The 25,013-nt window shown below is 72.6% G+C and carries 22 protein-coding genes and 3 pseudogenes; 14 read left to right on the forward strand and 11 right to left on the reverse strand.

Translation table 11 applies throughout. The annotated features are described in order from the left end of the window. Positions 1-15: 15 nt before the first annotated feature. Positions 16-1,923, forward strand: a complete 1,908-nt coding sequence (locus G5V58_RS23605; protein WP_165237813.1) for an anthranilate synthase family protein — start codon at positions 16-18, stop codon at positions 1,921-1,923. A gap of 7 nt (positions 1,924-1,930) precedes the next feature. On the opposite strand, the gene G5V58_RS23610 is transcribed toward G5V58_RS23605, so the two are convergent. Together G5V58_RS23610 and G5V58_RS23615 are read right to left on the reverse strand one after the other, a co-directional pair. Beyond that, complete coding sequence (locus tag G5V58_RS23610; RefSeq protein WP_165237815.1) at positions 1,931-3,445, reverse strand: YncE family protein; 1,515 nt, start codon at positions 3,443-3,445, stop codon at positions 1,931-1,933. Positions 3,446-3,498: 53 nt separating this feature from the next. Then, positions 3,499-3,828 (reverse strand): putative quinol monooxygenase, encoded by a 330-nt coding sequence (locus G5V58_RS23615; RefSeq protein WP_165237817.1) that lies wholly within the window; start codon positions 3,826-3,828, stop codon positions 3,499-3,501. 57 nt (positions 3,829-3,885) lie between these two features. Between G5V58_RS23615 and nagA the strand changes: the two genes are divergently transcribed. Genes nagA through zwf form a run of 4 tightly spaced genes read left to right on the forward strand, consistent with a single transcriptional unit; the run spans position 3,886 to position 8,354 of the window. Further along, the gene (gene nagA / locus G5V58_RS23620; RefSeq protein WP_165237819.1) at positions 3,886-5,016 is read left to right on the forward strand and encodes an N-acetylglucosamine-6-phosphate deacetylase; all 1,131 of its coding nucleotides are present in this window, start codon (positions 3,886-3,888) and stop codon (positions 5,014-5,016) included. 4 nt (positions 5,017-5,020) lie between these two features. Continuing rightward, complete coding sequence (locus G5V58_RS23625) at positions 5,021-5,584, forward strand: anthranilate synthase component II (protein WP_165237821.1); 564 nt, start codon at positions 5,021-5,023, stop codon at positions 5,582-5,584. Beyond that, entirely contained in the window at positions 5,581-6,876 is a 1,296-nt protein-coding gene (locus tag G5V58_RS23630; RefSeq protein WP_165237823.1) for an anthranilate synthase component I family protein, read from the forward strand. The genes G5V58_RS23625 and G5V58_RS23630 overlap by 4 nt, the downstream gene beginning before the upstream one ends. A 17-nt stretch (positions 6,877-6,893) precedes the next feature. After that, positions 6,894-8,354, forward strand: coding sequence for a glucose-6-phosphate dehydrogenase (gene zwf, locus G5V58_RS23635; protein WP_165237825.1), 1,461 nt, complete (start codon positions 6,894-6,896; stop codon positions 8,352-8,354). 7 nt (positions 8,355-8,361) lie between these two features. On the opposite strand, the gene G5V58_RS23640 is transcribed toward zwf, so the two are convergent. Further along, positions 8,362-9,798, reverse strand: coding sequence for a sensor histidine kinase (locus G5V58_RS23640; protein WP_230486906.1), 1,437 nt, complete (start codon positions 9,796-9,798; stop codon positions 8,362-8,364). After that, on the reverse strand, positions 9,795-10,505 hold the full coding sequence (locus G5V58_RS23645) for a response regulator transcription factor (RefSeq protein ID WP_230486907.1): 711 nt from the start codon (positions 10,503-10,505) through the stop codon (positions 9,795-9,797). Before G5V58_RS23645 ends, G5V58_RS23640 begins: the two co-directional genes overlap by 4 nt. 449 nt (positions 10,506-10,954) lie before the next feature. Here G5V58_RS23645 and G5V58_RS26235 point away from each other — a divergent pair. The 4 genes and pseudogenes from G5V58_RS26235 to G5V58_RS23660 form a co-directional block, all read left to right on the forward strand. Then, a pseudogene (locus G5V58_RS26235) lies at positions 10,955-11,782 on the forward strand (PQQ-dependent sugar dehydrogenase); the annotation flags it as partial. A gap of 316 nt (positions 11,783-12,098) precedes the next feature. Beyond that, positions 12,099-12,518 (forward strand): annotated as a pseudogene (locus tag G5V58_RS26240) (PKD domain-containing protein); the annotation flags it as partial. Between the two features lie 936 nt (positions 12,519-13,454). Continuing rightward, positions 13,455-14,783 (forward strand): PKD domain-containing protein, encoded by a 1,329-nt coding sequence (locus tag G5V58_RS26790; RefSeq protein WP_196240627.1) that lies wholly within the window; start codon positions 13,455-13,457, stop codon positions 14,781-14,783. Between the two features lie 54 nt (positions 14,784-14,837). After that, positions 14,838-16,682, forward strand: coding sequence for a PQQ-dependent sugar dehydrogenase (locus tag G5V58_RS23660; protein ID WP_165237833.1), 1,845 nt, complete (start codon positions 14,838-14,840; stop codon positions 16,680-16,682). Positions 16,683-17,109: 427 nt separating this feature from the next. Here G5V58_RS23660 and G5V58_RS23665 read toward each other — a convergent pair whose 3' ends face one another. From G5V58_RS23665 to G5V58_RS23680, 5 genes and pseudogenes are all read right to left on the reverse strand, one after another. Next, a complete protein-coding gene (locus G5V58_RS23665) occupies positions 17,110-17,976 on the reverse strand; it encodes a fructosamine kinase family protein (RefSeq protein ID WP_165237835.1) in 867 nt (288 codons plus the stop codon). Beyond that, positions 17,973-18,236, reverse strand: a complete 264-nt coding sequence (locus tag G5V58_RS26505; RefSeq protein WP_329957586.1) for an arsenate reductase/protein-tyrosine-phosphatase family protein — start codon at positions 18,234-18,236, stop codon at positions 17,973-17,975. The genes G5V58_RS23665 and G5V58_RS26505 overlap by 4 nt, the downstream gene beginning before the upstream one ends. Next, positions 18,221-18,418: pseudogene (locus tag G5V58_RS26510) on the reverse strand (arsenate reductase/protein-tyrosine-phosphatase family protein); the annotation flags it as partial. The pseudogene G5V58_RS26510 and the gene G5V58_RS26505, both read right to left, overlap by 16 nt. Before the next feature lie 80 nt (positions 18,419-18,498). Further along, positions 18,499-18,891 (reverse strand): phage holin family protein, encoded by a 393-nt coding sequence (locus G5V58_RS23675; RefSeq protein WP_230486908.1) that lies wholly within the window; start codon positions 18,889-18,891, stop codon positions 18,499-18,501. A gap of 12 nt (positions 18,892-18,903) precedes the next feature. After that, positions 18,904-19,581 carry a GntR family transcriptional regulator gene (locus G5V58_RS23680; protein ID WP_165237837.1) on the reverse strand — a complete coding sequence of 226 codons (678 nt, stop codon included), beginning with the start codon at positions 19,579-19,581 and terminating at the stop codon, positions 18,904-18,906. A gap of 122 nt (positions 19,582-19,703) precedes the next feature. Between G5V58_RS23680 and G5V58_RS23685 the strand changes: the two genes are divergently transcribed. Next, complete coding sequence (locus tag G5V58_RS23685) at positions 19,704-20,624, forward strand: dimethylarginine dimethylaminohydrolase family protein (RefSeq protein WP_165237839.1); 921 nt, start codon at positions 19,704-19,706, stop codon at positions 20,622-20,624. Here G5V58_RS23685 and G5V58_RS23690 read toward each other — a convergent pair. Beyond that, positions 20,580-21,974: an amino acid permease gene (locus G5V58_RS23690; protein WP_165237841.1), complete on the reverse strand. Its 1,395-nt coding sequence runs from the start codon at positions 21,972-21,974 to the stop codon at positions 20,580-20,582. The two genes, G5V58_RS23685 and G5V58_RS23690, sit on opposite strands and share 45 nt — an antisense overlap. 43 nt (positions 21,975-22,017) lie before the next feature. Here G5V58_RS23690 and G5V58_RS23695 point away from each other — a divergent pair, with 43 nt between their 5' ends. Together G5V58_RS23695 and G5V58_RS23700 are read left to right on the forward strand one after the other, a co-directional pair. Beyond that, the gene (locus G5V58_RS23695; protein WP_165237843.1) at positions 22,018-22,569 is read left to right on the forward strand and encodes a VanZ family protein; all 552 of its coding nucleotides are present in this window, start codon (positions 22,018-22,020) and stop codon (positions 22,567-22,569) included. Between the two features lie 31 nt (positions 22,570-22,600). After that, complete coding sequence (locus tag G5V58_RS23700; RefSeq protein ID WP_165237845.1) at positions 22,601-23,158, forward strand: dihydrofolate reductase family protein; 558 nt, start codon at positions 22,601-22,603, stop codon at positions 23,156-23,158. A gap of 3 nt (positions 23,159-23,161) precedes the next feature. Here G5V58_RS23700 and G5V58_RS23705 read toward each other — a convergent pair whose 3' ends face one another. After that, positions 23,162-23,323, reverse strand: coding sequence for a hypothetical protein (locus G5V58_RS23705; protein ID WP_165237847.1), 162 nt, complete (start codon positions 23,321-23,323; stop codon positions 23,162-23,164). A 91-nt stretch (positions 23,324-23,414) separates the two neighbouring features. On the opposite strand from G5V58_RS23705, the gene hisC reads away from it, so the two are divergent. Beyond that, positions 23,415-24,485, forward strand: a complete 1,071-nt coding sequence (gene hisC / locus G5V58_RS23710) for a histidinol-phosphate transaminase (protein WP_165237849.1) — start codon at positions 23,415-23,417, stop codon at positions 24,483-24,485. 49 nt (positions 24,486-24,534) lie between these two features. Next, positions 24,535-24,981: an iron chaperone gene (locus G5V58_RS23715; RefSeq protein ID WP_165237851.1), complete on the forward strand. Its 447-nt coding sequence runs from the start codon at positions 24,535-24,537 to the stop codon at positions 24,979-24,981. The last annotated feature ends 32 nt before the right edge of the window (positions 24,982-25,013 follow it).

The following is a 25,013-nucleotide window of genomic DNA, read 5'->3' on the forward strand; positions in this document are numbered from 1 at the left end:
ACCTAGGCTTCGCGCATGGACGCCAAGCCCGATGCCCGGACCGCGATCGCCGCGCTCCAGGGGCACGAGGCCTGGGCGATCATCCGGCGCTCCACCCGCGCGGGCGACCGCGACACCGTCGGCCTGGTGGGCGGCACGCGCACGGTGGTGGAGTCCCTGCTCGACGTACCCCTCGAGACCGGCGTGCCCGAGGCCGGGCACATCGCCGACCGGCTGCTGGCCGTGCCGTTCCGGCAGGTGGCCGAGCGCGGCTTCGAGGCCCACGACGACGGCACGCCGCTGGTCGTGGTGGACGTGCAGTCGGAGCTGGAGTACTCCGTCGAGGAGGTCGTCGCCGCCATCGACGACACCGGCGTGGAGTTCAGCGACCGCGGCGGCTTCGACACCGACGACGAGGAGTACGCCAAGCTCGTCGACGCCATCATCAAGGACGAGATCGGGCAGGGCGAGGGCGCCAACCTGGTCATCGGGCGGCACTACCGCGCGACCCTGAGCGACTGGGGGGCCGACACCGCGCTCACCGTGCTCAAGCGGCTGCTCGAGCGCGAGCGCGGGGCGTACTGGACCTTCCTGTTCTTCACCGGTGACCGCTACCTGGTCGGCGCCAGCCCCGAGCGGCACGTGTCCATCCACGGCGGCGACGTGCGGATGAACCCGATCAGCGGCACCTTCCGGCTCCCCGCCGAGACCGAGGGCCTGCAGCCCCGGCTGCTGGACTTCCTGCGCGACGAGAAGGAGATCTACGAGCTCTTCATGGTCGTCGACGAGGAGCTCAAGATGATGTGCGACATCTGCCACGAGGGTGGTCAGGTGCTCGGGCCGTTCCTCAAGCCGATGAGCCGCCTCATCCACACCGAGTACCTCCTCGCCGGCCGCACCGACCGCGACCCCCGCGAGGTGCTGCGCGACACCATGTACGCCGCCACCGTGACCGGCTCACCGGTCGAGAACGCCTGCCGCCTCATCAAGCAGTACGAGACCGAGGGCCGCGGCTACTACGGCGCCGCGCTCGCCGTGCTCGGTCGCGATCCCGAGGGCGGCCCCGTCGTCGACAGCCCGATCGTGATCCGCACCGCCGACGTCGACCTCGAGGGCCGGCTCACCGTGACCGCCGGCGCCACGCTGGTGCGCGACTCCGACCCGGCGTACGAGGTGGCCGAGACCCACGCCAAGGCCGGCGGCATCCTCAGCGCCTTCGGGCTGGTCCCGGCCGCGCCCGCCTCGACCGCGAACGTCGCCGAGCTGGTCAGCGACGAGGACGTGCTCCTCACCCTCAACCAGCGCAACCGCCGGCTCTCGTCGTTCTGGCTGACCGACCAGGCCGGCTCGCCGCCCGACCCGCGGCTGCGCGGGCAGAGCGTGGTCGTGCTCGACGGCGAGGACGACTTCGTCAACATGCTGCGCCACGTGCTCGGCGTGCTCGGCCTGACCACGACCGTCGTGCGCTACGACGAGTACGCCGAGGGCGTGCTCGACGGCTACGACCTGGTCATCGTCGGTCCCGGCCCGGGCGACCCCCGCGACGACGCCGACCCCAAGATGCAGACCCTGCGCGCCGCGACCGCCCGCCTGCTCGAGCAGCAGCGCCCGTTCCTCGCCGTGTGCCTGGGTCACCAGGCGCTGTGCCACGAGCTCGGACTGCCGCTGGCCTACAAGGACATCGTCTTCCAGGGCACGCAGTCACCGGTCGAGATCGACGGCCGCACCGAGCGCGTCGGCTTCTACAACACCTTCGTCGGCCGGGTCGCCCCTCAGACCGAGCTCCCCGCCGGCGTACGGGTGGAGGCCGATCCGGACACCGGCGACATCCACGCGCTCTACGGCCCGCACTACCGCGGCATCCAGTTCCACGCCGAGTCGATCCTCACCGAGCACGGCTACGACCTGGTCCACCGCCTGGTGTCGGAGCTGTTGCTCCCCTGAGGGCGGGCTAGCGAGCGCTGGCCCGCTTGAGCGTCACCTTCTTCGACTTCGTGGTGGCGGTCCCGTCGCTCGGAGTGCACGTCACGGTGACCTTCACGGTGACGGCGCCCGTCGCCTTGAGCTTCCGCTTCGCCTTCCCGGACGCCTTGACCACGAGCTGGAACACCCCTGCTCGCGTCGCCGTCTTCGAGAGGGTCTTGACGCCCTTGCCCGACACCCGGATCTGGCACGGGCTGGTCACCGTCACCTTGAGCTTGGCGGTCCCGGTGGCCTGGTTCCGCCTCGCCTTGCCGAGCGTGACACCGACCGGCTTGACCGTGAACGACGGGCTGGTGGCGGTCGCGCTCCCCGCGGGGTTCGACGCGGTCCGGGCGCAGGTGTAGCTGCCGGGCTGGGTCGCGGTCAGGGTCGCGGCCGTCGCTCCCGGGACCGGCTGGCCGTTGCGCGTCCACGACGTCGTGGTGGTGCTGGGGGACCGGAAGTAGAAGGACTCGACGAGATCACCTGCCCAGCTGCTCGTGCAGGTGAGTCGGGTGCCGACGGTCGACCCGCCGGTGACCGCAGCCGCGCCGGCTGCGACGGGCTTGTCGAGCAGGGCGGGGTAGCTCGGATAGACGAGGTCGGCCGAGCTCATCAGGTCGCTGCCGCCGCCACCGCTCAGGGCTGCGGAGCTGATCCCGTTGTTGTAGCCCGGCCACCACACCCGGCCGGCGGCCGGGTCCAGGGCCAACCCGTAGTACGCGTCGGCGCTCGCGCCGGTCATGTCCAGATCGGCCCCCGAGCCACCCGCGGTGCTGGCCGAGGAGATCGAGGAGGTGTCCGCGTTGGTCCACCAGATGCGTCCGGCCGACCGGTCGACGGCCACGCCGCACGGAGCGGCCACGGTGGCCCCGGTGGTGGCGAGGTCTCCGCTGCCGCCGCCGTCGCCACTGAGGTTGGCGTAGGAGATCGTGTCGCCGTCGAAGTTGCCCCAGTAGAGACGGCCGGCAGCCCGGTCGACCGCCACGCCGCACGGTCCGTTCATGGTCGCGGTGCCGGTGTTGAAGGTCCCGCCTCCGGATCCGTCGGTGCGCGCGTAGCCGATGGTGCTGCTGCCGTAGTTGGCCCAGTAGACGACGCCGGCGACCGGGTCGAGGGCGAAGCCGTAGATGTCGCCGAAGGGTGCCGCGCCGGTCGGCAGGTCCGCGCCCGCGCCGGTGCCGTCGAGGTTCGCGGACCCGATGGTGTTGCTGTCGTAGTTGGCCCACCAGACCTTGTTCCTCGCCGGGTCCAGCGCCACCCCCCACGGTCCGCTCACGGTCGCTCCGGTCGTGTTGAGCGTCCCGCTCGCGCCGCCGTTCAGGGCGGCCCACGAGATCGTGTCGGAGAGGTAGTTGGAATAGACGATCGCCTCCCCGCCGAACGACGCGGGCGCCTGGGCGACCGAGGGTGTCTGCGGTGACGAGGGCTCAGGCGTGTCCGCGTACGCCGGAGCGGCGAGGAGGCCCAGCACGACGGAACCGGCGACCAGCGTGCGTCTCATGCTGGGCAAGGTAGCGGGACGGCGGCCGTCCCGGTGCGGAAACCGGGCAGCCGTCAGCTGGGTCGCTCGACCGCGAGCTCGCCGAGCTCGCTCCACCCCGTGCCCTCGAGCACCGTGTTGACGATCCGCGGGGTCTCCTGCAGGTACGGCGGGAGGTCGGCCTGGGCCTGCTTGAAGTGGGCGGACTGCACGTGCGCGGCGGCGGCGTCGTCCTCGAAGGCCTCGAGCAGGACGTACTCGTTCGGGTCGTCGAGGTCGCGCGACCAGTCGAACCACAGGTTGCCGGGCTCGGCGCGGGTGGCCTCGGTGAAGGAGCGGGTGATCTCGGGCCAGGCGTCGGCGTGCTCGGGCTGGACGAGGAACTTCGCAGCGATGAAGATCATGACCGTCAGCCTGCCAGCCCGTCGGGCCCGGAGGGCGGGTCGGCTACCTTGCTCCGCGTGGAGCTGCCTCTGGGTGCCTGGGTGCTCGCGGCGGGGGCGGTGGCCACGCCGGCGGGGATCGTGCCGGACGCGTGGGTCGTGGTCGACCGCGACCGCGTGCTCGACGTCGGCGACGGGCCGCCGCCGGAGCGCCCGGCGTGGACGACCGGCGGCCTGGTCGCCCCCGGGTTCGTGGACGCGCACGTGCACGGCGGCGGCGGTGCGTCCTTCGACGGCGGTGCGCGCGAGGCGGTCGAGCGGGTCGTGGCGACCCACCTCCGGCACGGCACCACCACCATGGTCGCCTCGCTGGTGACCGCGTCCCTGGACTCGCTCGAGGCGTCCTGCGCCGCGCTGGCCGACGCGGTCGAGGCCGGGCTGGTCGCGGGCATCCACCTCGAGGGCCCGTGGCTCTCGCCCCAGCGCGCCGGCGCGCACGACCCCTCCCTGCTGGTGCCGCCCACGCTGGAGGCCGTGGACCGGCTGGTCGCCGCCGCGCGCGGCCACCTGCGCATGGTCACCCTCGCGCCCGAGCTGCCTGGCGCGCTCGTCGCCCTCCCCGAGCTCGTCGAGGCCGGCGTCGTCGTCGCGGTCGGCCACACCGAGGCGACCTACGACCAGACCCGCGAGGCCCTGGCCGCCGGCGCGACGGTCGGCACCCACCTGTTCAACGCGATGCCGCCGCTGCACCACCGCGACCCCGGGCCGGTCGGCGCCCTGCTGGAGTCCTCGGCGTACGTCGAGCTGGTCGCCGACGGCGTGCACGTGCACCCCTCCGTGCTGTCGCTGGCCTGGCGCGAGGGGCGCACCGCGCTGGTCACCGACGCGATGGCCGCGGCCGGGGCACCGGACGGCGCCTACGAGCTCGGCGGACTGGCGGTGTCGGTCGAGGACGGCGTCGCCCGCCTGGCCGGCACCGGGGCGATCGCCGGCTCGACCGGGACGCTCGACGCCGCGCTCCGGCTCGCGGTCGCCGCGGCCGGCGTACCCCTGCCTGAGGCGCTCGCCGCGGTCAGCTCCACACCGGCCGCCATGCTGGGACTGGCCGACGTGGGCGTCGTCGCGCCCGGCGCGTGGGCGGACCTCGTCGTGCTGTCCGACGACCTCGAGGTCGAGCGGGTGCTGCGCCACGGCACCTGGCTAGCCTGACCGCGTGACTCCGGACGTCGTGGTGGTCGACCACCACGACTCCTACACCTGGAACCTGGTCCACCTCGTCGGCGCCGTCACCGGCGTGCTGCCGACCGTCGTCCAGCACGACGCGGTGACGCCCGAGGAGGTCCTCCGGCACTCCCACGTCGTGCTCTCGCCCGGCCCGGGCACGCCGGTCTCGCGCACCGACTTCGCCGTGGGCCGTGACGTGCTCCTCGACGGCTCGCGGCCGGTGCTCGGGGTGTGCCTCGGACTGCAGGGCCTCGTCACGACGTACGGCGGGACGGTCGTGCGCGTCGAGCCCGCCCACGGTGTCGTGGAGCGGATCCGGCACGACGGCGTGGGGGTCTTCGCCGGACTGCCGCAGCTGTTCGCGGCGGTGCGCTACCACTCGCTGGCCGCGCTCGTGGTCCCGCCCGAGCTGGAGCTGACGGCCTCGGACGCCTCCGGCGACGTGGTGATGGGCGTGCGGCACCGGACGCTCCCGCAGGAGGGCGTGCAGTTCCACCCCGAGTCGATCCTGTCCGAGCACGGCGTCGACCTCGTGCGGAACTTCCTCTCGTGACCCCCGACCGGCTCATCGCCGACGTCGCCGCCGACCACCCGCGATGCTTCTGGCTGGACGGCGGCGGGGCGCGCGAGTGGTCCGGGCGGCGCTCGGTGCTCGGGATCCTCGAGCCCGACGACGTATCGCTCACCTACTCCGCCGCGCGTCGCGAGGTGACGCGGCACTGCGACGGCGAGGCCGAGGTGGTGGGCGACGACGTCTTCGCGGTGCTCGAGACCGAGCTGGCCGCCGGCTCGTGGCGCGACCAGTGGTTCGGCTACTTCGGCTACGCGTCCCGGCCCGACCTCCCCGCGCGGGTCGACGACAGCGGCGCGCCCGATGCGGTGTGGATGAAACCGAGCCATCTGCGGTTCTTCGAGCACGACCTTGGAGTACGGAACTGGAGTCAGACCCCGGGAGTTTCGTACTCCAAGCGTGAGTTTCACCGGCCGGCCGGTGAAACTCACAGGCCGCCGCCGGCCTACGCCGAGGCCTTCGCGCGGGTCCAGGAGGAGCTGCGGGCGGGCAACAGCTACGAGGTCAACCTGACCTACCGGCTCGACCAGGCGAGCGACCTGGACCCGGTCGCGGCCTACCTGAGACTGCGCAGCATCAACCCTGCGCCGTACGCCGGGTTCCTCCAGCACGACGTCGAGGGCGCACGCGGGTGGCTGCTGAGCTCGTCGCCGGAGCGCTACGCCCTCATCACCCGCGAGGAGGACGGCAGCCGGGTCGTCGAGACCAAGCCGATCAAGGGCACCACGCCGCGCGGCGCGACCGAGGCGGAGGACGAGGCGCTGCGGCAGGCGCTGGCCACCGAGCCGCGGTTCCGGGCCGAGAACCTGATGATCACCGACCTGCTCCGCAACGACCTGGGGACGGTGTGCACGCTCGGCAGCGTGGAGGTGCCGGCGCTGCTCGCGGTCGAGTCCTACCCGACGGTGCACCAGCTCGTCTCCACCGTGCGGGGCCGGCTGCGCGACGAGGTCTCCACGGTGGCGGCGCTCCGGGCGCTCTTCCCGGCCGGCTCGATGACCGGCGCGCCCAAGCTGCGCACCATGGAGATCATCGAGGCGGTCGAGAGCACCCCGCGGGCGGCGTACGCCGGCGCGTTCGGCTGGGTCGCGGCCGACGGTCGCGCCGACCTCGGGGTGGTCATCCGGACGCTCACCACCACCGGCGGGGGCGGCTACCGGCTGGGTACCGGCGGCGGGATCACCGTGCTGTCCGACGTGGCCGAGGAGTACGCCGAGTCGCGCTGGAAGGCGGAGCGGTTGCTGAGTGCTCTGTCACCGTCCCCACTCCCGTAATACCGTGGACATCACCTATGGCTAACGTCGATGGAGTGACCGCTCCGCACGTCATCGTGCTCTTCGGTGCGACCGGGGACCTGGCGAAGCGCAAGCTGCTGCCGGGCCTGCTGCGACTGACCCAGGCCGGGCTGCTGCCCGAGGCCCGGATCGTCGGGACCTCGCTGGAGGACATCACCACCGAGGAGTTCGTGGACCGGGCCCGCGAGGCCTGCGCCGAGTTCGGTCGCTGCGACATGAGCGACGAGCGGTGGGCGCGGTTCGCCTCGATCCTGAGCTACGTCTCCCAGCAGCGCGGCCCGCACGAGCTGGCCGAGGCGGTCCACAAGGCCGAGGCCGACTTGGGGGCCGAGGGCAAGGTGGAGTTCCTGCACTACCTCTCGGTGCCGCCACGCGCCGCGCTCGACGTCATCCACCAGCTCCACGAGGCCGGGCTGGTGGCCCGCGCCCGGGTGGTGATGGAGAAGCCGTTCGGCACCGACCTGGAGACCGCGGTCGCGCTCAACAACGAGGTGCACCAGGTCTTCGACGAGGAGCAGATCTTCCGGATCGACCACTTCCTCGGCAAGGAGGCGGCCCAGAACATCCTGGCCTTCCGCTTCGCCAACGGCCTGTTCGAGCCGATCTGGAACCGCAACTTCATCGAGCACGTGCAGATCGACGTGCCCGAGACCCTCGGTCTCGAGGGCCGCACGGCGTTCTACGAGAGCACCGGCGCCTACCGCGACATGGTCGTCACCCACCTCATGCAGGTGCTGGCCTTCATGGCCATGGAGCCGCCGACCTCGCTGGCGCCGGGACCGATCAGCGACGAGAAGCTCAAGGTCTTCCGCTCCATGAAGCACATCGAGCCGCACGACGTGGTCCGCGGGCAGTACAACGGCTACCGCGGCAAGGAGGAGGTCGCGGAGTACTCCGACACCGAGACCTTCATCGCGCTGCGCATCGAGATCGACAACTGGCGCTGGGCCGGGGTCCCGTTCTTCCTGCGCACCGGCAAGAAGCTCGCCGAGGGTGCGCGCATCATCTCCATCGCCTTCAAGGAGCCGCCGCTCTCGATGTTCCCGGCCGGGTCGAACGCCGGGATGCAGGGCCCGGACCACCTCACCTTCGACCTCGCCGACCAGAGCCGGATGTCGCTGAGCTTCTACGGCAAGCGCCCCGGTCCGGGCATGCAGCTGGAGAAGCTCTCCATGCAGTTCGCCACCCACGAGACGGCCTCGAGCGTCGGCGTGCTGGAGGCCTACGAGCGACTGATCCTCGACGCGATGCGCGGCGACCACACGCTGTTCACGACCGCGGAGGGCATCGAGACGCTCTGGGAGAAGAGCATCCCGCTGCTGCAGAACCCGCCCCCGGTCCGCGCGTACGCCCCCGGCTCGTGGGGTCCCAACGCGATCCACCAGCTCATCGCGCCGCATGCGTGGCGGCTGCCGTTCGAGCGCTCCTGGCGCGACTCCAAGGCGCAGGCGAAGTAGCCGCCGCTCAGCGGGCCAGCTCCTCCGCGACGCTCGCCACCCCGGCGGGTGGCGCCGCCGGCTTGGGCCCGGGCGCGCCGGGGACGCGGAAGGTCAGGCGCGCCCCGCCCCCGGGGGCGCGGCCGGCCTCGACCGAGCCGGCGTGCCGCTCGGCGACCTGGGCCACGATCGACAAGCCGAGGCCGGAGCCGGGCATGGCCCGGGAGTCGGTGGAGCGGTAGAAGCGCTCGAAGACGTGGGGCAGGTCGGCGTCGGCGATACCGGTGCCCTCGTCGTCCACGGTGACGGCGCCGGCGTGCAGGGCGACCGCGACGGTCCCGCCGGGCGGGCTCCACTTCGCGGCGTTGTCGAGCAGGTTGGTCAGCGCGCGCTCCAGGGCGGAGGCGTCGCCTTCGACGTACCACGGGTCGGCGTCGACCTCGAAGGTCAGTGACGGCGCGCGGCGGCGCACGCGCGCCACGGCCTGGTCGAGCACCTCGTGCAGCTCGACGGTGCCGACCGCGGCCGGGGTGGGCTCGTCGCGGGCCAGCTCGACCAGGTCGCCCACCAGGGTGGTGAGCTCCTCCAGCTGCGCCCGCACGTCGTCCAGGAGCTCCTCGCGGGCGGTCTCGGGCAGGTCGATGCCGGCCTGGGTCAGCAGGTCGATGTTGGTGCGCAGCGAGGTGAGCGGCGTGCGCAGCTCGTGACCGGCGTCGGCCACGAGCCGGCGCTGGCGGTCGCGGGAGCCGGCCAGCGAGGCGAGCATCTGGTTGAACGCCGACGCCAGCCGCGCGACCTCGTCGTCGCCCTCGACCCGGATCGGGGCCAGCCGCTCGGTGCGGGCGATGTCCTCGGCGGCGGCCGTCAGCTTGCGGACCGGCCGCAGGCCGTTGCGGGCCACCGCCCACCCGGCCACGCCGGCGATGATGATCCCGGCCAGGCCGAAGAACAGGGTGACCAGCCCGAGCTTGGCCAGCAGGTGCTGCTGGGAGTCCAGGGACTGGCCGATGACCAGGGCGTTGCCCGGCTGGGTCCGGATGGGTACGGCGGCCACCCGGTAGTCGACGCCGCCCTGCCGCACCGTGCGCAGGGAACGGGCGGAGTCACCGGCCGCCACGGCGACCTCGTGCTGGTCCACGACCAGCTGCCCGCTGCCGCGGAAGAAGGCGGACGTCCCGTCGGCGCTCACGACCCCGATCCGGGCGTCGGACAGCGGGAAGGCCACCGCGTCGGGCCCGTTGGCCTTGTAGAGCTGGTCGAGGCTCGCGGCCGTGTCCTGGGCGCGCGTCATCAGCGTGTCGTCGAGCGACGACTCCAGCTGCATGCGCACGGTGATGAACGCGCCCAGCGAGACCATCGCGACGGCCAGGCCCACGGCCATGGTCGTGAGGATGGTGACCCGGCTGGCCAGCGATCGGCGGTAGTGCCAGCGCCCCTCGGCGTCGAGGACGGGGGTGAGCTTCACGTTTCCTTCAGCACGTAGCCGACCCCGCGCACGGTGTGGATCAGCCGCGGCTCCCCCTCGGCCTCGGTCTTGCGGCGCAGGTAGCCGACGTACACCTCGAGCGAGTTGGCCGTGGTCGGGAAGTCGTAGCCCCAGACCTCCTCGAGGATGAAGCTGCGCTCGAGCACCCGCCGCGGCCGGCGCAGGAACATCTCCAGCAGCGTGAACTCCGTGCGCGTCAGCTCGATCGACCGGCGACCGCGACGCACGTCGCGGGTGGCGACGTCCATGGACAGGTCGGCGAAGGACAAGACCTCGTCCTCCTCGCCCGCCGGCACCGTCGCCCGCCGCAGCAGCGCCCGCAGCCGGGCCAGCAGCTCCTGGAGCGCGAACGGCTTGGTGAGGTAGTCGTCCGCGCCCGCGTCCAGACCCTCGACCCGGTCGCCCACGGCGTCGCGGGCGGTCAGCACGAGGATGGGTACGTCGTTCCCGGCCGCCCGCAGCGCCCGCGTGGTCTCGATCCCGTCGAGGCGCGGCATCATCACGTCCATCACGACCACGTCCGGCGCCGACCCGGCCCCGCCGGCGAGCCCCGCCAGCGCCTCGGCCCCGTCGGAGGCCGTCGCCACGTCGTACCCGTTGAACTCCAGCGACCGCCTCAGCGACTCGCGCACGGCCTTGTCGTCGTCGACGACGAGGACGCGGTGCTTGGTCGGGGCGGCGCTCACGGCCCCACTCTGCCAGGGCCGGCTGAACCTGCGCTGAGAGTGCGCGCCGCCCGGTGGTGAGGTGGTCTGGTCCCTGTCACCGTCCTGTTGCCCGGCGCCACCTACCCTGGCCGACGGTCTCGGACGGATCATGGGGGAACACGTTCATGGGGGACGTACGTCGTCGCGCCGCGACGACGACCTCGGCGCTGCTGCTCAGCGCCCTGGTCGTCGCGCCGGCCGCCAGCGCACTGGGGGACCGCGAGCACGCGAGGCAGGCGCACGGCGCCGGCGCCGCGCTGACCGCGCAGGCGGAGGGGGCAGCGCCGCACGAGCACGACGCGGGCGACTTCCAGAACTCCATCGTGGAGGCGGCGCACCTGAACGCCGAGGCCGCGGCCGCCGACGGGGCGCAGCCGCAGGCCGCTGCGCTGCCCACCGGCTTCGCCGACCAGAAGGTGATCACCGGGATGAGCGAGGCGGTCTCGGCCGACTTCGCCCCCGACGGCACGGCGTTCATCGCGCTGAAGACCGGCCAGATCAAGGTCGCCGCCTACAACGCCGGCACCGACGCGTGGGGCACGGCCACCGACTTCGCGGACCTGACCGACGAGGTCAACAACTACGGCGACCGCGGCCTGACCGGCATCGCGGTCGACCCGCAGTTCCCGACTCGGCCCTACGTCTACGTCAACTACACCTACGACAAGGACCCCCGCGACGGCACCGGCGGAACGGTCCCCAAGTGGGGCAAGGGCACCGCGTACGACGACTGCACGACCCCGGCCAACGAGAACGACACCAGGGTCACCGGGTGCATCGTCCAGGACCGCGTCACCCGCCTCACCGCGAGCAAGGCGTCCGGCTCCTGGCGGATGGCCGCGGAGAAGGAGCTGCTGGTCGGCGGCTGCTACCAGTTCTCCAGCCACGCCTCCGGCGACGTGGCGTTCGGCCCCGACGGCAAGCTCTACGCCTCCTCCGGAGAGGGCGCGAGCTTCAACACCCTGGACTCCGGGCAGTACGCCAACGCCTGCGGCGACCCGGCCGACGAGGGAGGCTCACTGCGCTCCCAGGACTACCGGTCCACCGGCGACCCGCTGGGCGTCGACGGCAGCGTGTTCCGGATGGACCCGGACACCGGCGTGGTCCCGACCCAGCAGAACGCCTCGTCCTGGCTGGTCGCCTACGGCCAGCGGAACCCCTGGCGGCTGACCTTCCGGACCAAGGCGGACGGCACAGGGCTCTCCAACCAGCTCTGGTCGGTCGACGTCGGCGCCAGCAAGGCCGAGGAGGTCAACCGGATCAGCGACGTCACGGCGGTGCCGACCCCGGTGAACCGGGGCTGGCCCTGCTACGAGGGGGGACTACCAGGAGTCCAAGGTCCAGCCCGGCTGGGACGAGCAGAACCTCTCCTTGTGCGAGACGCTGTACAGCCAGGGACTCACCGCGGTGCAGAAGCCGGTCTTCAGCTACCAGACCCGCGACGGTGGCCCGCTCGTGACCGGCGAGGACTGCGCCAACGAGACCTCGTCGGTCTCCGGTGTCGCCTTCGTCAACCGGTGGGGGACGGACCCGAAGAACGAGAGCGACTACCCAGCGGCGTACCGCAACGCGATGTTCTTCTCCGACTTCGCCCGCTCCTGCATCTGGGTCCTGGGCAAGGGTGCCGGCGACGAGCCGGCCCCGACGTCGATCAGCACCTTCGTCCAGCCGGCGGGGACGCCGACCGACCTGCTCACCGGCCCGGGCGGCGACCTGTACTACGTCGACTACGGCATCACGGCGGACGGGAACGTCGGCCAGGGCATCGCCGGCGTGCACCGCATCGTCTACACCGGCAGCAACGCCACGCCGACCGCGCGCATCACCGCCGACCAGCTCTCGGGGACGGCTCCGCTCACGGTCCGCTTCAGCGGCGCCACCTCGACCGATCCGGACGGCGACTCCCTCACCTACCGCTGGGACTTCGAGAACGACGGGACGTGGGACGCCACCGGCGCGACGGCCACCAAGACCTACGGCACCGGCACCTACACGGCCAAGCTCGAGGTGAACGACGGGCACGGCCACACCCACACGACCACCGTGCAGGTCCAGGCGGGCAACAGCGCCCCCCCGGCTCACCTCGGTGACCCCGGACGCCTCGCTCACCTGGGCGACGGGCGACACCATCTCCTACAGCGCGAACGCCACCGACGCCCAGGCGGGAGCCCTCACCTACACGTGGCAGGTCGAGATCAAGCACTGCCCCAGCAACGTGTGCCACACGCACCCGTTCGGCACCTACACCGGCGCCTCGGGGAGCTTCACCGCGCCTCCGCACGAGTACCCCTCCAAGCTCGGGATCACGGTCACCGTCACCGACTCCGGCGGGCTCACCGACACCCGCTCGGTCGAGCTGTCACCCAAGACCGTGGCGGTCGGGTTCGCGAGCGCGCCGACCGGAGCCGGAGTCACCGTGGGGGAGACGAGCCACACCGCGCCGTACACCGAGACCTTCATCCAGAAGGCGCCCTTCACGGTCAGCGCGGCCCCGACGACCGGCAGCGGAGCGAGCGTCGCGGCGTTCAGCTCCTGGTCCGACGGCGGGGCGCGCACGCACGTCGTCAACCCCGGCACCAGCCCCTCGACGCTGACCGCGACCTACACGCAGCCGACCGCCGGTCTGGTGGCCAGCCCCGCCTCGGGCACCGCGCCGCTGTCGGTCGTCTACACCGCCTCGGGGACCAACGCGAGCGGGGTGAGCGGCGGCTTCACCTACGCCTGGGACCTCGACGGCGACCAGTCCTTCGACGACGGGACGGGGGCGACCCAGAGCGTCACCTACTCGACCGCCGGCTCGCGCACCGTCCGCGTGCTCGTGACGGACACCCGCGGTGCGACCGACGCCGAGGAGGCGACGGTCACCGTCGGCAGCAACCAGGCGCCGACCATCACGTCGATGTCGCCGACGGCCGACACACGTGGTCGGTGGGCCAGACGCTGGCCTACTCCGGTGCGGCCACGGACCCGCAGGAGACGCTGCCGGCCTCGGCGTACGCCTGGAAGGTCGAGCGGCAGGACTGCGCCAGCGGCTGCGCCCGCAGCACGGTCAGCACCAGCACGGGCCCGTCGGGCGCGGTCGTCGTGCCGCAGCTGCCCTACCCGTCGCACCTGTTCCTGACGCTGACCGTCACCGACAGCCAGGGCCAGAGCACCACGGCGACGCGGCAGCTCGAGCCGAGGACCGTCGCGCTGACCGTCGCGACCGACCCGGCCGGTGGCACCGTCACGGTCGCCGGGACGGACCGGGTGGCGCCGTACGTGTTGACCACGATCCCGGGCAGCGCCGTCGCCGTGAGCGCAGCGGCCACGCGCACGGTCAACCAGTCGCCGTACGCCTTCGCCGGCTGGTCCGACGGCGGCGCACGGAGCCACTCCATCACCGCGCCGGCGACGGCGACCACCTACACCGCGCGCTGGGCCGACGCCAACCGGATCCCGGTGGCGAGCATCATCACCGACCCGCACACGGCGAGTGGCCCGGCGCCGCTCACGGTCGGACTCGACGCTTCGGGGTCGACCGATCCGGACGGCCAGGCGCTGAGCTACGCGTGGGACCTCGACGGCGACGGGGCCTACGACGACGCCACCGGTGCGACCGCGGGGGCGACGTACCCGGTCGGGACCGTGACGGTCGGGCTGCGGGTGACCGACGCAGGCGGGCTGAGCGCAACGACGGCGAAGACGGTCAGCGCGACCAACACCGCGCCGGCCGTGACCCGGGTGACGGCGTACCCGGCCGGCGGCTACACGGTGGGGCAGACGCTGGGCTTCGACGCGGCCGCGACGGACGCACAGCAGGAGCTGCCGGACTCGGCGTACTCCTTCGTCATGTTCCGCCAGGACTGCGAGGCGGGCTGCCCGCGCACCGAGGTGCGGCGGTGGACCGGCGTGCAGAACGGGCAGTACGTCGTGCCCGCGCTGCCGTACGCCGCGCACCTGGTCCTGGTGGCCACGGCCACCGACGCGCAGGGCGCGAGCGCGAGCCGCGAGCTGCGGCTGGACCCGCAGGCCGCGGCGCTCACCGTCCGGGCGTCGCGTGGGCTCGCGGTCCAGGTGGCCGGGGCCACGACCAAGGGTTGGCGCGGAACGCTGGTGGCGGGGAGCACCCTGCGGGTCAGCGCGCCGAAGCGCCAGACCAAGGGCGGGGTGCGCTACGTGTTCGTGCGCTGGTCCGACGGTGGTGCGCGCACCCACGACGTGACGGTGTGGGACGCGGCCACCACCATTCGCGCCGTCTACCGGCGCGGGCGGTGACCCGGCGGCTACAGTCCAGCAGTCCTGTCACGAGACCCGGGGGGAAGATCTGACATGGAACGTCGTCGTGTGCGCGCCGCCGTGCTGGGAGCACTGGCCCTGGTGGCCGGGTCGCTGGCCCTGACGCCGGAGACCGGGTCCGCCTCGGTGACCGCGTCCGCGCCTGCCTCCGCTCCGGTGCGTGCGGAGAGGTCGACGCCCGAGGCCGGCTTCGAGGACGTGCTGGCCATCGGCGGGCTGTCCGAGCCGGTGGGGGCGGCGTTCGCGCCCGACGGGACGGCGTTCCTCGCGCTCAAGACCGGGCTGATCAAGTCCTTCGACCCCAGCGGCGGCGGGTTCGAGGCCGCGGGCACGTCGACGGACTTCGCCGACCTCACCGCCGAGGTCAACAACTACGGCGACCGCGGCCTGACCGGGATCACCGTCGACCCGCGGTTCCCGGCCCGGCCGTACGTCTACGTCAACTACACCTACGACAAGGACCCCGTCACCGGCGGCACGTGGGGCACCGGCCAGGCCTACGACAACTGCGGCCCGGACGACGCCAACGAGGCCACGCTCAGCCCGCCCACGCGCGGCTGCCCCGTGCAGGTGCGGGTCTCGCGGCTGACCGCGACCCGCGGCGCCCTCGGCTGGGTCATGCAGCCCGGCAGCGAGCTGGTCCTCGTGCAGAACGGCTGCGCGCAGTTCTCGAGCCACGCCTCCGGCGACGTGGCCTTCGGCCCCGACGGCAAGCTCTACGCCTCGGCGGGCGACGGCGGCAGCTTCAAGGGCCAGGACTACGGCCAGGCCAACGTGCCGACCGGCGCGCCGGCGTACCCGCAGGGACCGGCGTGCCCGAACGACCCCACCGACGAGGGCGGCTCGCTGCGCGCGCAGGACCAGCGCACCGGCGGCGACCCGCTCAGCGTCGACGGGACGATCTTCCGGCTCAACCCCGACACCCCGCTCAACGTCCAGCAGGGCACCGCCGACCAGTGGCTGGTCGCGCTCGGGCAGCGCAACCCGTGGCGCTTCACCTTCCGCCAGGGCAAGGAGCAGCTCTGGAGCGTCGACGTGGGCTCCTCGAACTTCGAGGAGATCAACCAGCTCGTCGACGCCCCGACCACCGGGCTCGTGAACCGCGGCTGGCCCTGCTACGAGGGCGTCACCGGCCGCTCGCAGGTCAACACCGCCTGGCAGGCGCTGGGCAAGCCGCTCTGCACCGGCCTGTACGGCGAGGGCCTCGGCGCGGTCCAGGCCCCGGTGTTCGCCTACCCCACGACCAACGGCAACCGCACCGCCACCGTCCCGCTCACCCCCGGCGAGAACTGCCCCGCCGTCAGCTCCTCGATGTCCGGCATCGCCTTCAGCGCCCTGGGCAGCGACTGGCCCGCGGCGTACCAGGACGCGCTCTACTTCTCCGACTTCCTGCGCGGCTGCCTCTGGCGGATGGGCAAGGACGCCAACGGCCAGCCCAACCCCGCCGACATCCACCCGTTCGTCCAGGCTGCCGGCTCGCCCGTCGACATCCTCCCCGGCCCCGGCGGCGACCTCTACTACGTCGACTACGGCAGCTTCACCGACGCCGGGTACGTCCAGGGCTCCGGCGGTCTGCACCGCATCGACCACGTCGGCGGCACCGGCCTCACCGTGAAGTCCAAGCCCGCCAAGGTCAAGATCAAGGTCGACGGCAAGCGGCACAAGGCGCCCTGGAGCACCGAGCTCGCCCGCGGCACCGTCGTCAAGCTCGTCGCGCCCCGCGCCCACCGGATCAAGGGTCACCGCTTCGTGTTCGTGAAGTGGAAGGGCCTCGACCTCGGCAAGAAGGCCGCCAAGAAGCGCAAGGTCACGGTGACGGTGGGGGCGGAGGAGCTCGTGGTCAAGGCGGTGTACCGCAAGGTGCGGTCGAGGCGGTAGGTCTCTGGGTGCTTCGTCTCGTGGTGCGGCTCTTTGGGTCCGGCCGCCTGTGGACTGACCCGTCCCAGCCGGGCCGGGCCCACCGCCGAGGGACAACCGACGCCGTGTTGCACGCGGCTGCTTCCAGCGTGGTTGCGTCTCGTGTGCGTGCACCACGCCGCGGGTCTAGCCCTCGGCGGCGGGCCCGGCCCGGCTGGGACGGGCCAGCCCACAGGCGGCCTGGTTCGGCGGCGGCACCGTCGCCTCCGCCTTCACTGAGGTTGGGCAGGTGCGGTGCGGGTTGCCGCGGCCGGCGCCGCCGAGAACATGTAACGCTCAGTTGTGGGATCTTCCGACCCGTTGCAACGGGTCGGAACATCCGACAACTGAGCGTTACAAGGGCGTCGGGCCGGACCTGGGCGCCGCGGGCGTCTGGGGAGCAGCCGGGCTAGACGTAGCGTGCGGCGACCGCAGCGGCGCGCGAGCCGTAGCCGCCGCCGAAGAGGGCCGCGTGCACCAGCAGGGGGAAGAGCTGGTGCAGGGCCACCCGGTCCTCCCAGTCCTCGGCGAGGGGCGCGACCTCCTGGTACGCCTCGAGCACGCGCGGCAGGTGGGGGAGGCCGAAGAGGGCCAGCATGGCCAGGTCCACCTCGCGGTGGCCGCCGTACGCCGCGGGGTCGATCAGCCAGGCCGTGCCCTCCTGGCCCCAGAGCACGTTGCCGTTCCACAGGTCGCCGTGCAGCCGGGCGGGGGGCTCGTCGGGCAGGAGGGTGGTGAGCCGGCCGATGAGCGACTCGACGGTGGCGGCGTCGGCGGCGGTGACCGCGCCGCGGTCGCGGGCCAGCTTGAGGTAGGGCAGCACGCGGCGCACGGCGTAGAACTCCGGCCAGGAGTCGCAGGGGCCGTTGGGCATCGGGAGCCTGCCGATGAAGCCGTCGGCCTCGGCGCCGTACGTCGGGGCGCCGGCGGCGTGGGTGGCGGCGAGGGCGTGGCCGAAGGCGGCGGCGGCGTCGGCGGTGGCCTTGCCGGGCTCGACCCAGCGCACGACCAGGCAGCCGTCGTCGACGGCGAGGACCTCGGGCACGCGGACGCCGCCGGAGGCGGAGGCCTCGCCCAGCCAGCGCAGGCCGGTGGCCTCGGCGGGGAAGAAGCCGTCGGGCGGGTGGGCGTGGGTCTTCATGATCGCGGTGGTGCCGTCGGAGAGGCGGAGCTTGGTGGCGGCGGAGGTGTCGCCGCCGGCGACCGGGGCGGTGGCCACGACGGCCGTGCCGAGGAGCTCCTCGGCGTGGCGGGCCACGCCGGGCTGGCGGGTCACGGGCGCAGCCCGGGGACCCGCTGGAGGCCGGCGACGAGGACGGCACAGGTCCGCTCCACCATTCCCAGCACCTCCTCGAAGCCCTGCTCACCACCGTAGTACGGGTCCGGGACGTCGCCGCCGGCCTCGACGGGGTCGAAGTCCCGGAAGAGCCGGACCCGCTCCGGGTCGGCTGGGACCGGCTCGGGGGTTCGACGCCCAGCACGTCCTCGAGGTTGCTGCCGTCCATGCAGAGCACCAGGTCGTGCTCGGCCAGCCAGCGCGGCGCGAACTGCCGGGCGCGGTGCGCGGAGGGGTCGTAGTCGTGGGCCAGCAGGACGGCGGCCGCGCGCTGGTCCATCGGGTCGCCGACGTGCCAGTGCCCGGTGCCGCAGGAGGCCACGGTGACGTGACCGGCCAGGCCGGCGTCGTCCACGCGCTGGGTGAGCACCACGTCGGCCATCGGCGAGCGGCAGATGTTGCCCAGGCAGACCAGCGCGATCGCGTAGTGCCCGGGGTGCCGCGGCGGGGGTGGCGCCGGGGTCAGCGGGAGTCCCCGATGAGCCCGTCCACGATCCAGGTCACGACCGTGATCACGATCGCGCCGCCGACCGCCGGCCAGAACCCCTCGACGTGGAAGCCGACGTCGAGCTGGTCGGCCACCCAGCTGGTCAGCTTGAGCAGCGCGGCATTGATGACCAGCAGGAACAGCCCCAGCGTGATGATGATGAACGGGATCGACAGCACCGTGAGCACCGGCTTCACGAACGAGGTGATGACGCCGAGGATGAGCGAGACCACCAGCAGCGGCACCAGCTTGTGCTGGATCTCGTCCTGGCCGTGGGTCGGGCCGGTGAAGTAGATCCCGTCGATGAGCAGCGTGGCGACCGCGACGGCGATCGCCGTCGTGACCACCCAGCTCAGGAACCGCACCACGGCACCAGTGTGTCAGGACAGCGCCAGGGCGCGGATGATCTCCTCCTGGGCGTCGGCCAGGTGCGCGACCAGGAAGTCGTAGGCCGCGTCGAGCTCCTCGCGCTCGAGCAGCCGGACCAGCGCGGCGTGCGAGTCGGCCTGGTCGTGGGCGTTGCGCCGGATCCGCTCGACCTGGGCCAGGGCCAGCCGCAGCTCGACCGCGAGCGCCTGCTGCATGGCCACCAGCCGCGGCGAGCCGGTCAGCTCGACGAGGGAGACGTGGAAGGCCAGGTGCCGCTCGTTGAGCTCCTGGTACGACGCGTCGCGGGCCACCGCGTCGATGTAGGCGTCCAGGGTCGCCCGCACGTGCGCGCGCATGGCGTCGGTCGCGGCGCGCCAGCCGCGCACGCCCGCGCCCTCCAGGACCAGCCGGGCCGCGCACACGTCACGCACCGACTCCGCCTCGGGCGTGGCCACCGAGACGCCGCGGTTGGGCTCGCGGGTGGCCAGGCCCTCGGCCACCAGCACGGTCAGCGCCTCGCGCACGGTGGGGCGCGAGACGCCGAGCGACGCGGCGATGGCGACCTCGCGCAGCGGCGTACCGGACTCCAGCTCGCCGTCGAAGACGGCCCGGCGCAGCTCGGCCGCGACCCGGTCGACGGTCGAGGCGTGCTCGAGGTGGAGCGTGCCGAAGGGCTCGGTGGCCGTCATCGGGTCTCCTCGCGCCAGTCGGCTTGCTGGGCCTGCGTGCGTGCGTCACACTAGCGCTGTCAGATTGTCTGACAATCTCGCCAGGCCCGAGCCGGGCCGCGGAGCACCACCGAGGAGGGCACATGACGCTGGCCTGGGGCCGCCACTACGTGATGGTCGAGCCGAGCCACTTCCGGGTCGAGTACGTCATCAACCCCTTCATGGATCCCGCGGACCAGCCCGACCGCGACCTGGCGATGGCCCAGTGGCGCACGCTGGTCGAGACCATCGAGCGCTTGGGCGGCACCGTCGACGTCCTTCCGCAGCGCCCCGACGCCCCCGACATGGTCTACGCGATGAACCTCGGGCTGGCCGTGGCCCGGCGCCGCGGCGACGGCGGCCTGGAGCCGCACGTCGTCATGTCGCACATGCGCTACCCGCAGCGGCGGATGGAGACCGCCTCGGCGCAGCCCTGGTTCGCCGCGCACGGCTACACCACGGCGTACGTCGGCCGGCACGGCGTCGGGGCGCACCTGGAGTCCGGTGACGTCTTCCCGTTCGGGGACGCGCTGATCTCGGGCTACGGCCCCCGCACCGAGGAGCTCGCGCTCAAGCACCTGTCCGCCGACCTCGGCGTGCGGGTGCGCGGGCTGCGGATCACCCACCCGGGCATGTACCACCTCGACCTGGCCTTCTGCCCGCTCGACGAGCGGCGCGCGATCGTCTGCCCCGACGCCCTCGACGCGCGCTCGGCCGCGACGCTCATGGAGCTGGTCCCCGAGCCGCTGGTGCTGACCGAGGAGGAGGCGCTGACCACCTTCGCGGCCAACTCCATCGTCGTGCCCTCGGCCGACGGCGGCCCGGCCACGGTGGTGATGCCGGCCGCGCCCGACCACGTGCGCGAGCAGCTGGAGGCCTGGGGCTTCGCGGTCGAGCTCGTCGACGTCTCGGAGTTCCACAAGGGCGGCGGCTCCATCCGGTGCCTGACCAACCCCGTGGACATCCAGGTCGGTCGCGACCTACCCGAGGTCCGGGGCGGCCAGGTCGTCCTGCCGCCGGTCTGAGCCCGACCGCACCCGCCGGGTCGCGACGTACCCGGCCAGCGCCACGCCCCACGACAGCAGGCTCAGCAGCAGCTGCGAGCGGGTGTCGTCGGTCAGCGCCATCTGCACCAGGATGGCCAGGATCCCGGCGATGGCCAGCACCGTGAGCACGGGGTAGGCCCACATCTTCACCACCAGCTGCTCGGGGTCCGTGCGCCGGCGCAGGACCAGCTGGCTGAGGGCGATGAGCAGGTAGACGAACAGGATCACCGCCCCGCTGGAGTTGAGCAGGAACAGGAACACGGTGTCGGGCGAGAGGTAGGCCGCGATGACGCACAGGAAGCCGACCACGGTCGAGGTGAGGATGGCGTACGCCGGCACGCCGCGCCCGCTCAGCCGGGTCAGCACGCCGGGCGCCTCGCGCCGGTCGGCCAGCACGAACACCATCCGCGAAGCCGTGTAGAGCCCGGAGTTCAGGCACGACAGCACCGCGGTGAGGACCACGGCGTTCATCAGGTGGTCGGCGTACGGGATGCCCATCTCCTCGAAGGCCGCGACGTACGGCGAGTCGCCGAGCTCGGTGTCGTCCCACGGCACGATGAGCACGAGCAGGACCATCGAGCCGACGAAGAACGTCGCCACCCTCAGGATCACCGACTGGGTGGCGCGCGCGATCGCCTTCTCGGGGTCCTCGGACTCCGCCGCGGCCACCGTGGCGATCTCGGCGCCGACCATCGAGAAAACCACCACGACGATGCTCGAGAACACCGCGCCGACCCCGAGCGGCAGGAAGCCGCCCTGGCTGGTCATCAGGCTGACGTCGAAGTCCTTGTGCGGCCACAGGCCCACCACGAAGAGGGTGCCGAGGACCAGGAACACGATGATCGCGGCGACCTTGATGCCGGCGAACCAGTACTCGAACTCGCCGTAGGAGCGCACCGAGACCAGGTTGGTCGCGGTCATCAGCACCATGAGGACCAGCGAGACCAGCCACAGCGGCAGGTCGACCCAGAACCGGACGATCTCGGCGCCGGCCACGGCCTCGAAGCCGACGACGATGACCCAGAAGTACCAGTACAGCCAGGCCGCCGAGAAGCCCGCCCAGCCGCCCAGCGCCGAGCGCGCGTAGTCGGAGAACGAGCCGGTGCTCGGGTGGGCGGTGGCCATCTCACCGAGCATCCGCATCACCAGGATGATCAGCACGCCGGTGATGGCGTAGGACAGGAACGCTGCGGGACCGGTCTCGGCGATCACCGCGCCGGACCCGACGAACAGGCCCGCACCGATGACACCGCCGATGGCGATCATGGTCAGGTGGCGCTGCTGGAGCCCCTTCTGCAGCCCCGGCGCCGCTTCCGAGGTGGTGCTCATCCCTGGGAGGTGCCCAGAGGCGCCGCCCCGTACCGTCGTCCGCGTGTTCCCGGTCGGCGGCGTGGGCGTCATGCTCCTGCTCATCGCCGTGTCCGGGCTCGTGCTGGCCGGGGTCGCCTCCCTGGTGGCGCGCTGGTCCGGCTGGCCGTGGGCGGTGCTCCTCGGGCTGCTGATCTGGTCGCTCGTGGTGATCGCCGTGCTGACCCTGATCCCGGCCAACGGCGCGCCCGGCATCGTGCCGGCCGAGGGCCGGCTCGACTCGTGCTCGTGGGACATCGGCGGACCGGCCCCGGACGGGTTCTGGATCTTCCCCGGCGGTCAGCGGCTGCTCAACGCCGTGGTCTTCGTGCCGTCCGGTGCGCTGCTGGTCCTCACCGCGGCGCGGTGGCGCTGGGCCTGGGTGGCCGTGCCGGTCGGGCTGGCCGTGCTCGCGGCGTACTCCACGCTCATCGAGCTCACCCAGCTGGCCGCGGCGCGCATCGACCGGGCCTGCGACGTCACCGACATCATCGACAACGTGACCGGCGCGGCCGTCGGCGTGCTGGCAGGGCTGGTGTTGCTGCCGGTCGTGCGCCCGTGGCGCTGGAGCCGATGAGTACGCCGTCCTGAGCCGGTCGACACCCAGCATGCGCACGCTCGCGATCACCCAGAACCTGTCCGCGGACGGCTCGCCGGAGTTCCTCGGCGACTGGTTCGACCCGACGTCCCACGCGCCGGACCTGAACGAGGAGGTGCTGCGCCAGAGCGAGGCCGAGGACGTCCTCCTGCTCGGCCGGCAGACCTTCGAGGACTTCCGGAGCTTCTGGCCGCAGCAGAGCGACGACCGCAGCGGCATCGCGGCGCACCTGGACCGGGTGCACAAGGTCGTGGTCTCCACGACCCTGGGCGACCCGGAGTGGACGAACTCGACGGTGGTGGGTGCGCAGTGGCGTGACCGCGTCCGTGACCTCAAGGCTCAGGACGGCGGGGACGTCGTGTGCACCGGGAGCCTGACGCTCTGCCCGGCGCTGATCGAGACCGGGCTCGTCGACGAGTACCGGCTGTTCACCTTCCCCGCCGTGCAGGGCCGGGGGCGGCGCCTGTTCCCGGACGGGTTCGAGGCGCGGTTGGAGCTGGTGGAGAGCCGCTCCTTCTCGAACGGCGTGGTGCTGACCCGCTACCGGGTCAGCGGGTCTGGGTCGTAGGGGTCAGGCGGCGGCGAGCTGGCGGCGGACGGCGTCGAGGACCTCGACGTCGAACTCGTCGGCCAGCTGCATGGCCCGGACGTCGTCGTCCTGGCCGAGGGCGGTGTTGACCGCGTCGACGTAGCGGTCGTGGAGCTCGCTGAGCTCGGTGCTGATCGTGTTCACACCCCTAGTGTGCGCACACTTTTGGATCGTTCCAAGAGCTCCGGACCATGACGTTGGCCACTCGCTCCGGAGCGGTGACTAGGTTGGGCCGGTGACCGGTCCCACCCCTCGCCCCAACGTCGCGGCGATCCCCGCCTACGTACCCGGCAAGCCGCCGACCGTGCGGCCCGGGATGACGTCGTACAAGCTCTCCTCGAACGAGAACCCCTACCCGCCGCTGCCCGGCGTGGTCGAGGCCGCGCACCGCGCGGTCGAGGTGATGAACCGCTACCCGGACATGGGCAACAGCGCGCTGTACGACGCGCTCGCCGCGCGGCTCGGCGTCCCCGTGACCGACCTGGCCGCGGCCACCGGGTCGGTGGCGCTGATCTACCAGCTGCTCCACGCGTTCTGCGAGCCCGGGGACGAGGTGGTGCACGCCTGGCGCTCCTTCGAGGCCTACCCCATCGCCATCACCTCGGCGGCTGCGACGTCGGTGGCGGTGCCGGTGACCGCCGACGGGCGCCACGACATCGACGCGATGGTCGACGCGATCACCCCTCGCACCCGCTGCGTGATGGTGTGCACGCCCAACAACCCGACCGGGCCGTCGGTGACCCAGGCCGAGCTGGACGGCCTCCTCGCGCGGGTGCCCTCCGACGTGCTGGTGGTGGTCGACGAGGCCTACGTCGAGTTCGTCCGCATGGACGACGCCGTCGACGGGCTGGCCACCTACCGCGACCACCCGAACGTCGTGCTCTTCCGGACCTTCTCCAAGGCCTACGGCCTGGCCGGCTTCCGGGTCGGGTACGCCGTCGCGCACGAGCCCGTCGCCGCCGCGCTGCGGGCGGTGTCGCTGCCCTTCGGCGTCTCCGGCGTGGCCCAGGCCGCGGCCATCGCCTCGCTCGACGCCGAGGCCGCGCTGCTCGAGCGCGTCGACGCGCTGGTGGCCGAGCGCGACCGGGTCCAGGCCGGGCTGGCCGAGGCCGGCTGGGACGTGCCGTCGTCGCAGGGCAACTTCGTGTGGTTCCCGCTCGGCGAGCGCACGCCGGACTTCGCGGTCGCGGCCGACGAGCTCGGCATCGTGGTCCGGCCCTTCGGCGCCGAGGGCGCGCGGGTGTCCATCGGCGAGGTCGAGGCCAACGACCGGCTGCTCGAGCTGGCGCGCGCGTTCCCGCACTGATCAGGATTCGAGAAGCACCGGAGCCGGCCGCGCTCCTAGCGTTCTGGTCATGACGACGAAGCAGACGAAGCGGTCCGACTCCGGGTTCTCCGAGGCGGAGCTGGCGGCGATGAAGGAGCGCGCGGCCGAGCTGCGCGCGAGCAAGGGCGGGAACAAGCTGGCGGCCGAGGCCGAGCGGTGCGTGGAGACCATCGAGGGCCTCCCGCAGCCGGACCGGGAGCTGGCCGAGCGCATCCACGCGATCGTGCTGGCCGAGGCGCCGCAGCTGGCCGCGAAGACGTGGTACGGCTTCCCGGCGTACGCGCGCGACGGCAAGGTCGTGGTCTTCTTCAAGCCGGCCAGCAAGTTCGAGACCCGCTACGCGACGCTCGGCTTCGAGGAGGCCGCGCAGCTCGACGAAGGGTCGATGTGGGCGACGTCGTTCGCCCTGACCGCCATCGGCAAGGCCGAGGAGAAGACGATCCGCGCGCTGGTCCGGCGGGCCGCCGGCTCTTGACCCGGAGCGCACTCCAGTCCCTAGCGTGAGGG

This window comes from Nocardioides anomalus, assembly GCF_011046535.1.
GTDB classification, from domain to species: domain Bacteria; phylum Actinomycetota; class Actinomycetes; order Propionibacteriales; family Nocardioidaceae; genus Nocardioides; species Nocardioides anomalus.

Excerpts from the sequence above, each read along its gene's own strand:
- G5V58_RS23605 (WP_165237813.1), top strand. The coding sequence starts at position 16 with ATGGACGCCAAGCCCGATGCCCGGACCGCGATCGCCGCGCTCCAGGGG.
- G5V58_RS23610 (WP_165237815.1), bottom strand. The coding sequence starts at position 3,445 with ATGAGACGCACGCTGGTCGCCGGTTCCGTCGTGCTGGGCCTCCTCGCC.
- G5V58_RS23615 (WP_165237817.1), bottom strand. The coding sequence starts at position 3,828 with ATGATCTTCATCGCTGCGAAGTTCCTCGTCCAGCCCGAGCACGCCGAC.
- zwf (WP_165237825.1), top strand. The coding sequence starts at position 6,894 with ATGGCTAACGTCGATGGAGTGACCGCTCCGCACGTCATCGTGCTCTTC.
- G5V58_RS23660 (WP_165237833.1), top strand. The coding sequence starts at position 14,838 with ATGGAACGTCGTCGTGTGCGCGCCGCCGTGCTGGGAGCACTGGCCCTG.
- G5V58_RS23680 (WP_165237837.1), bottom strand. The coding sequence starts at position 19,581 with ATGACGGCCACCGAGCCCTTCGGCACGCTCCACCTCGAGCACGCCTCG.
- G5V58_RS23685 (WP_165237839.1), top strand. The coding sequence starts at position 19,704 with ATGACGCTGGCCTGGGGCCGCCACTACGTGATGGTCGAGCCGAGCCAC.
- G5V58_RS23690 (WP_165237841.1), bottom strand. The coding sequence starts at position 21,974 with ATGAGCACCACCTCGGAAGCGGCGCCGGGGCTGCAGAAGGGGCTCCAG.
- G5V58_RS23700 (WP_165237845.1), top strand. The coding sequence starts at position 22,601 with ATGCGCACGCTCGCGATCACCCAGAACCTGTCCGCGGACGGCTCGCCG.
- G5V58_RS23715 (WP_165237851.1), top strand. The coding sequence starts at position 24,535 with ATGACGACGAAGCAGACGAAGCGGTCCGACTCCGGGTTCTCCGAGGCG.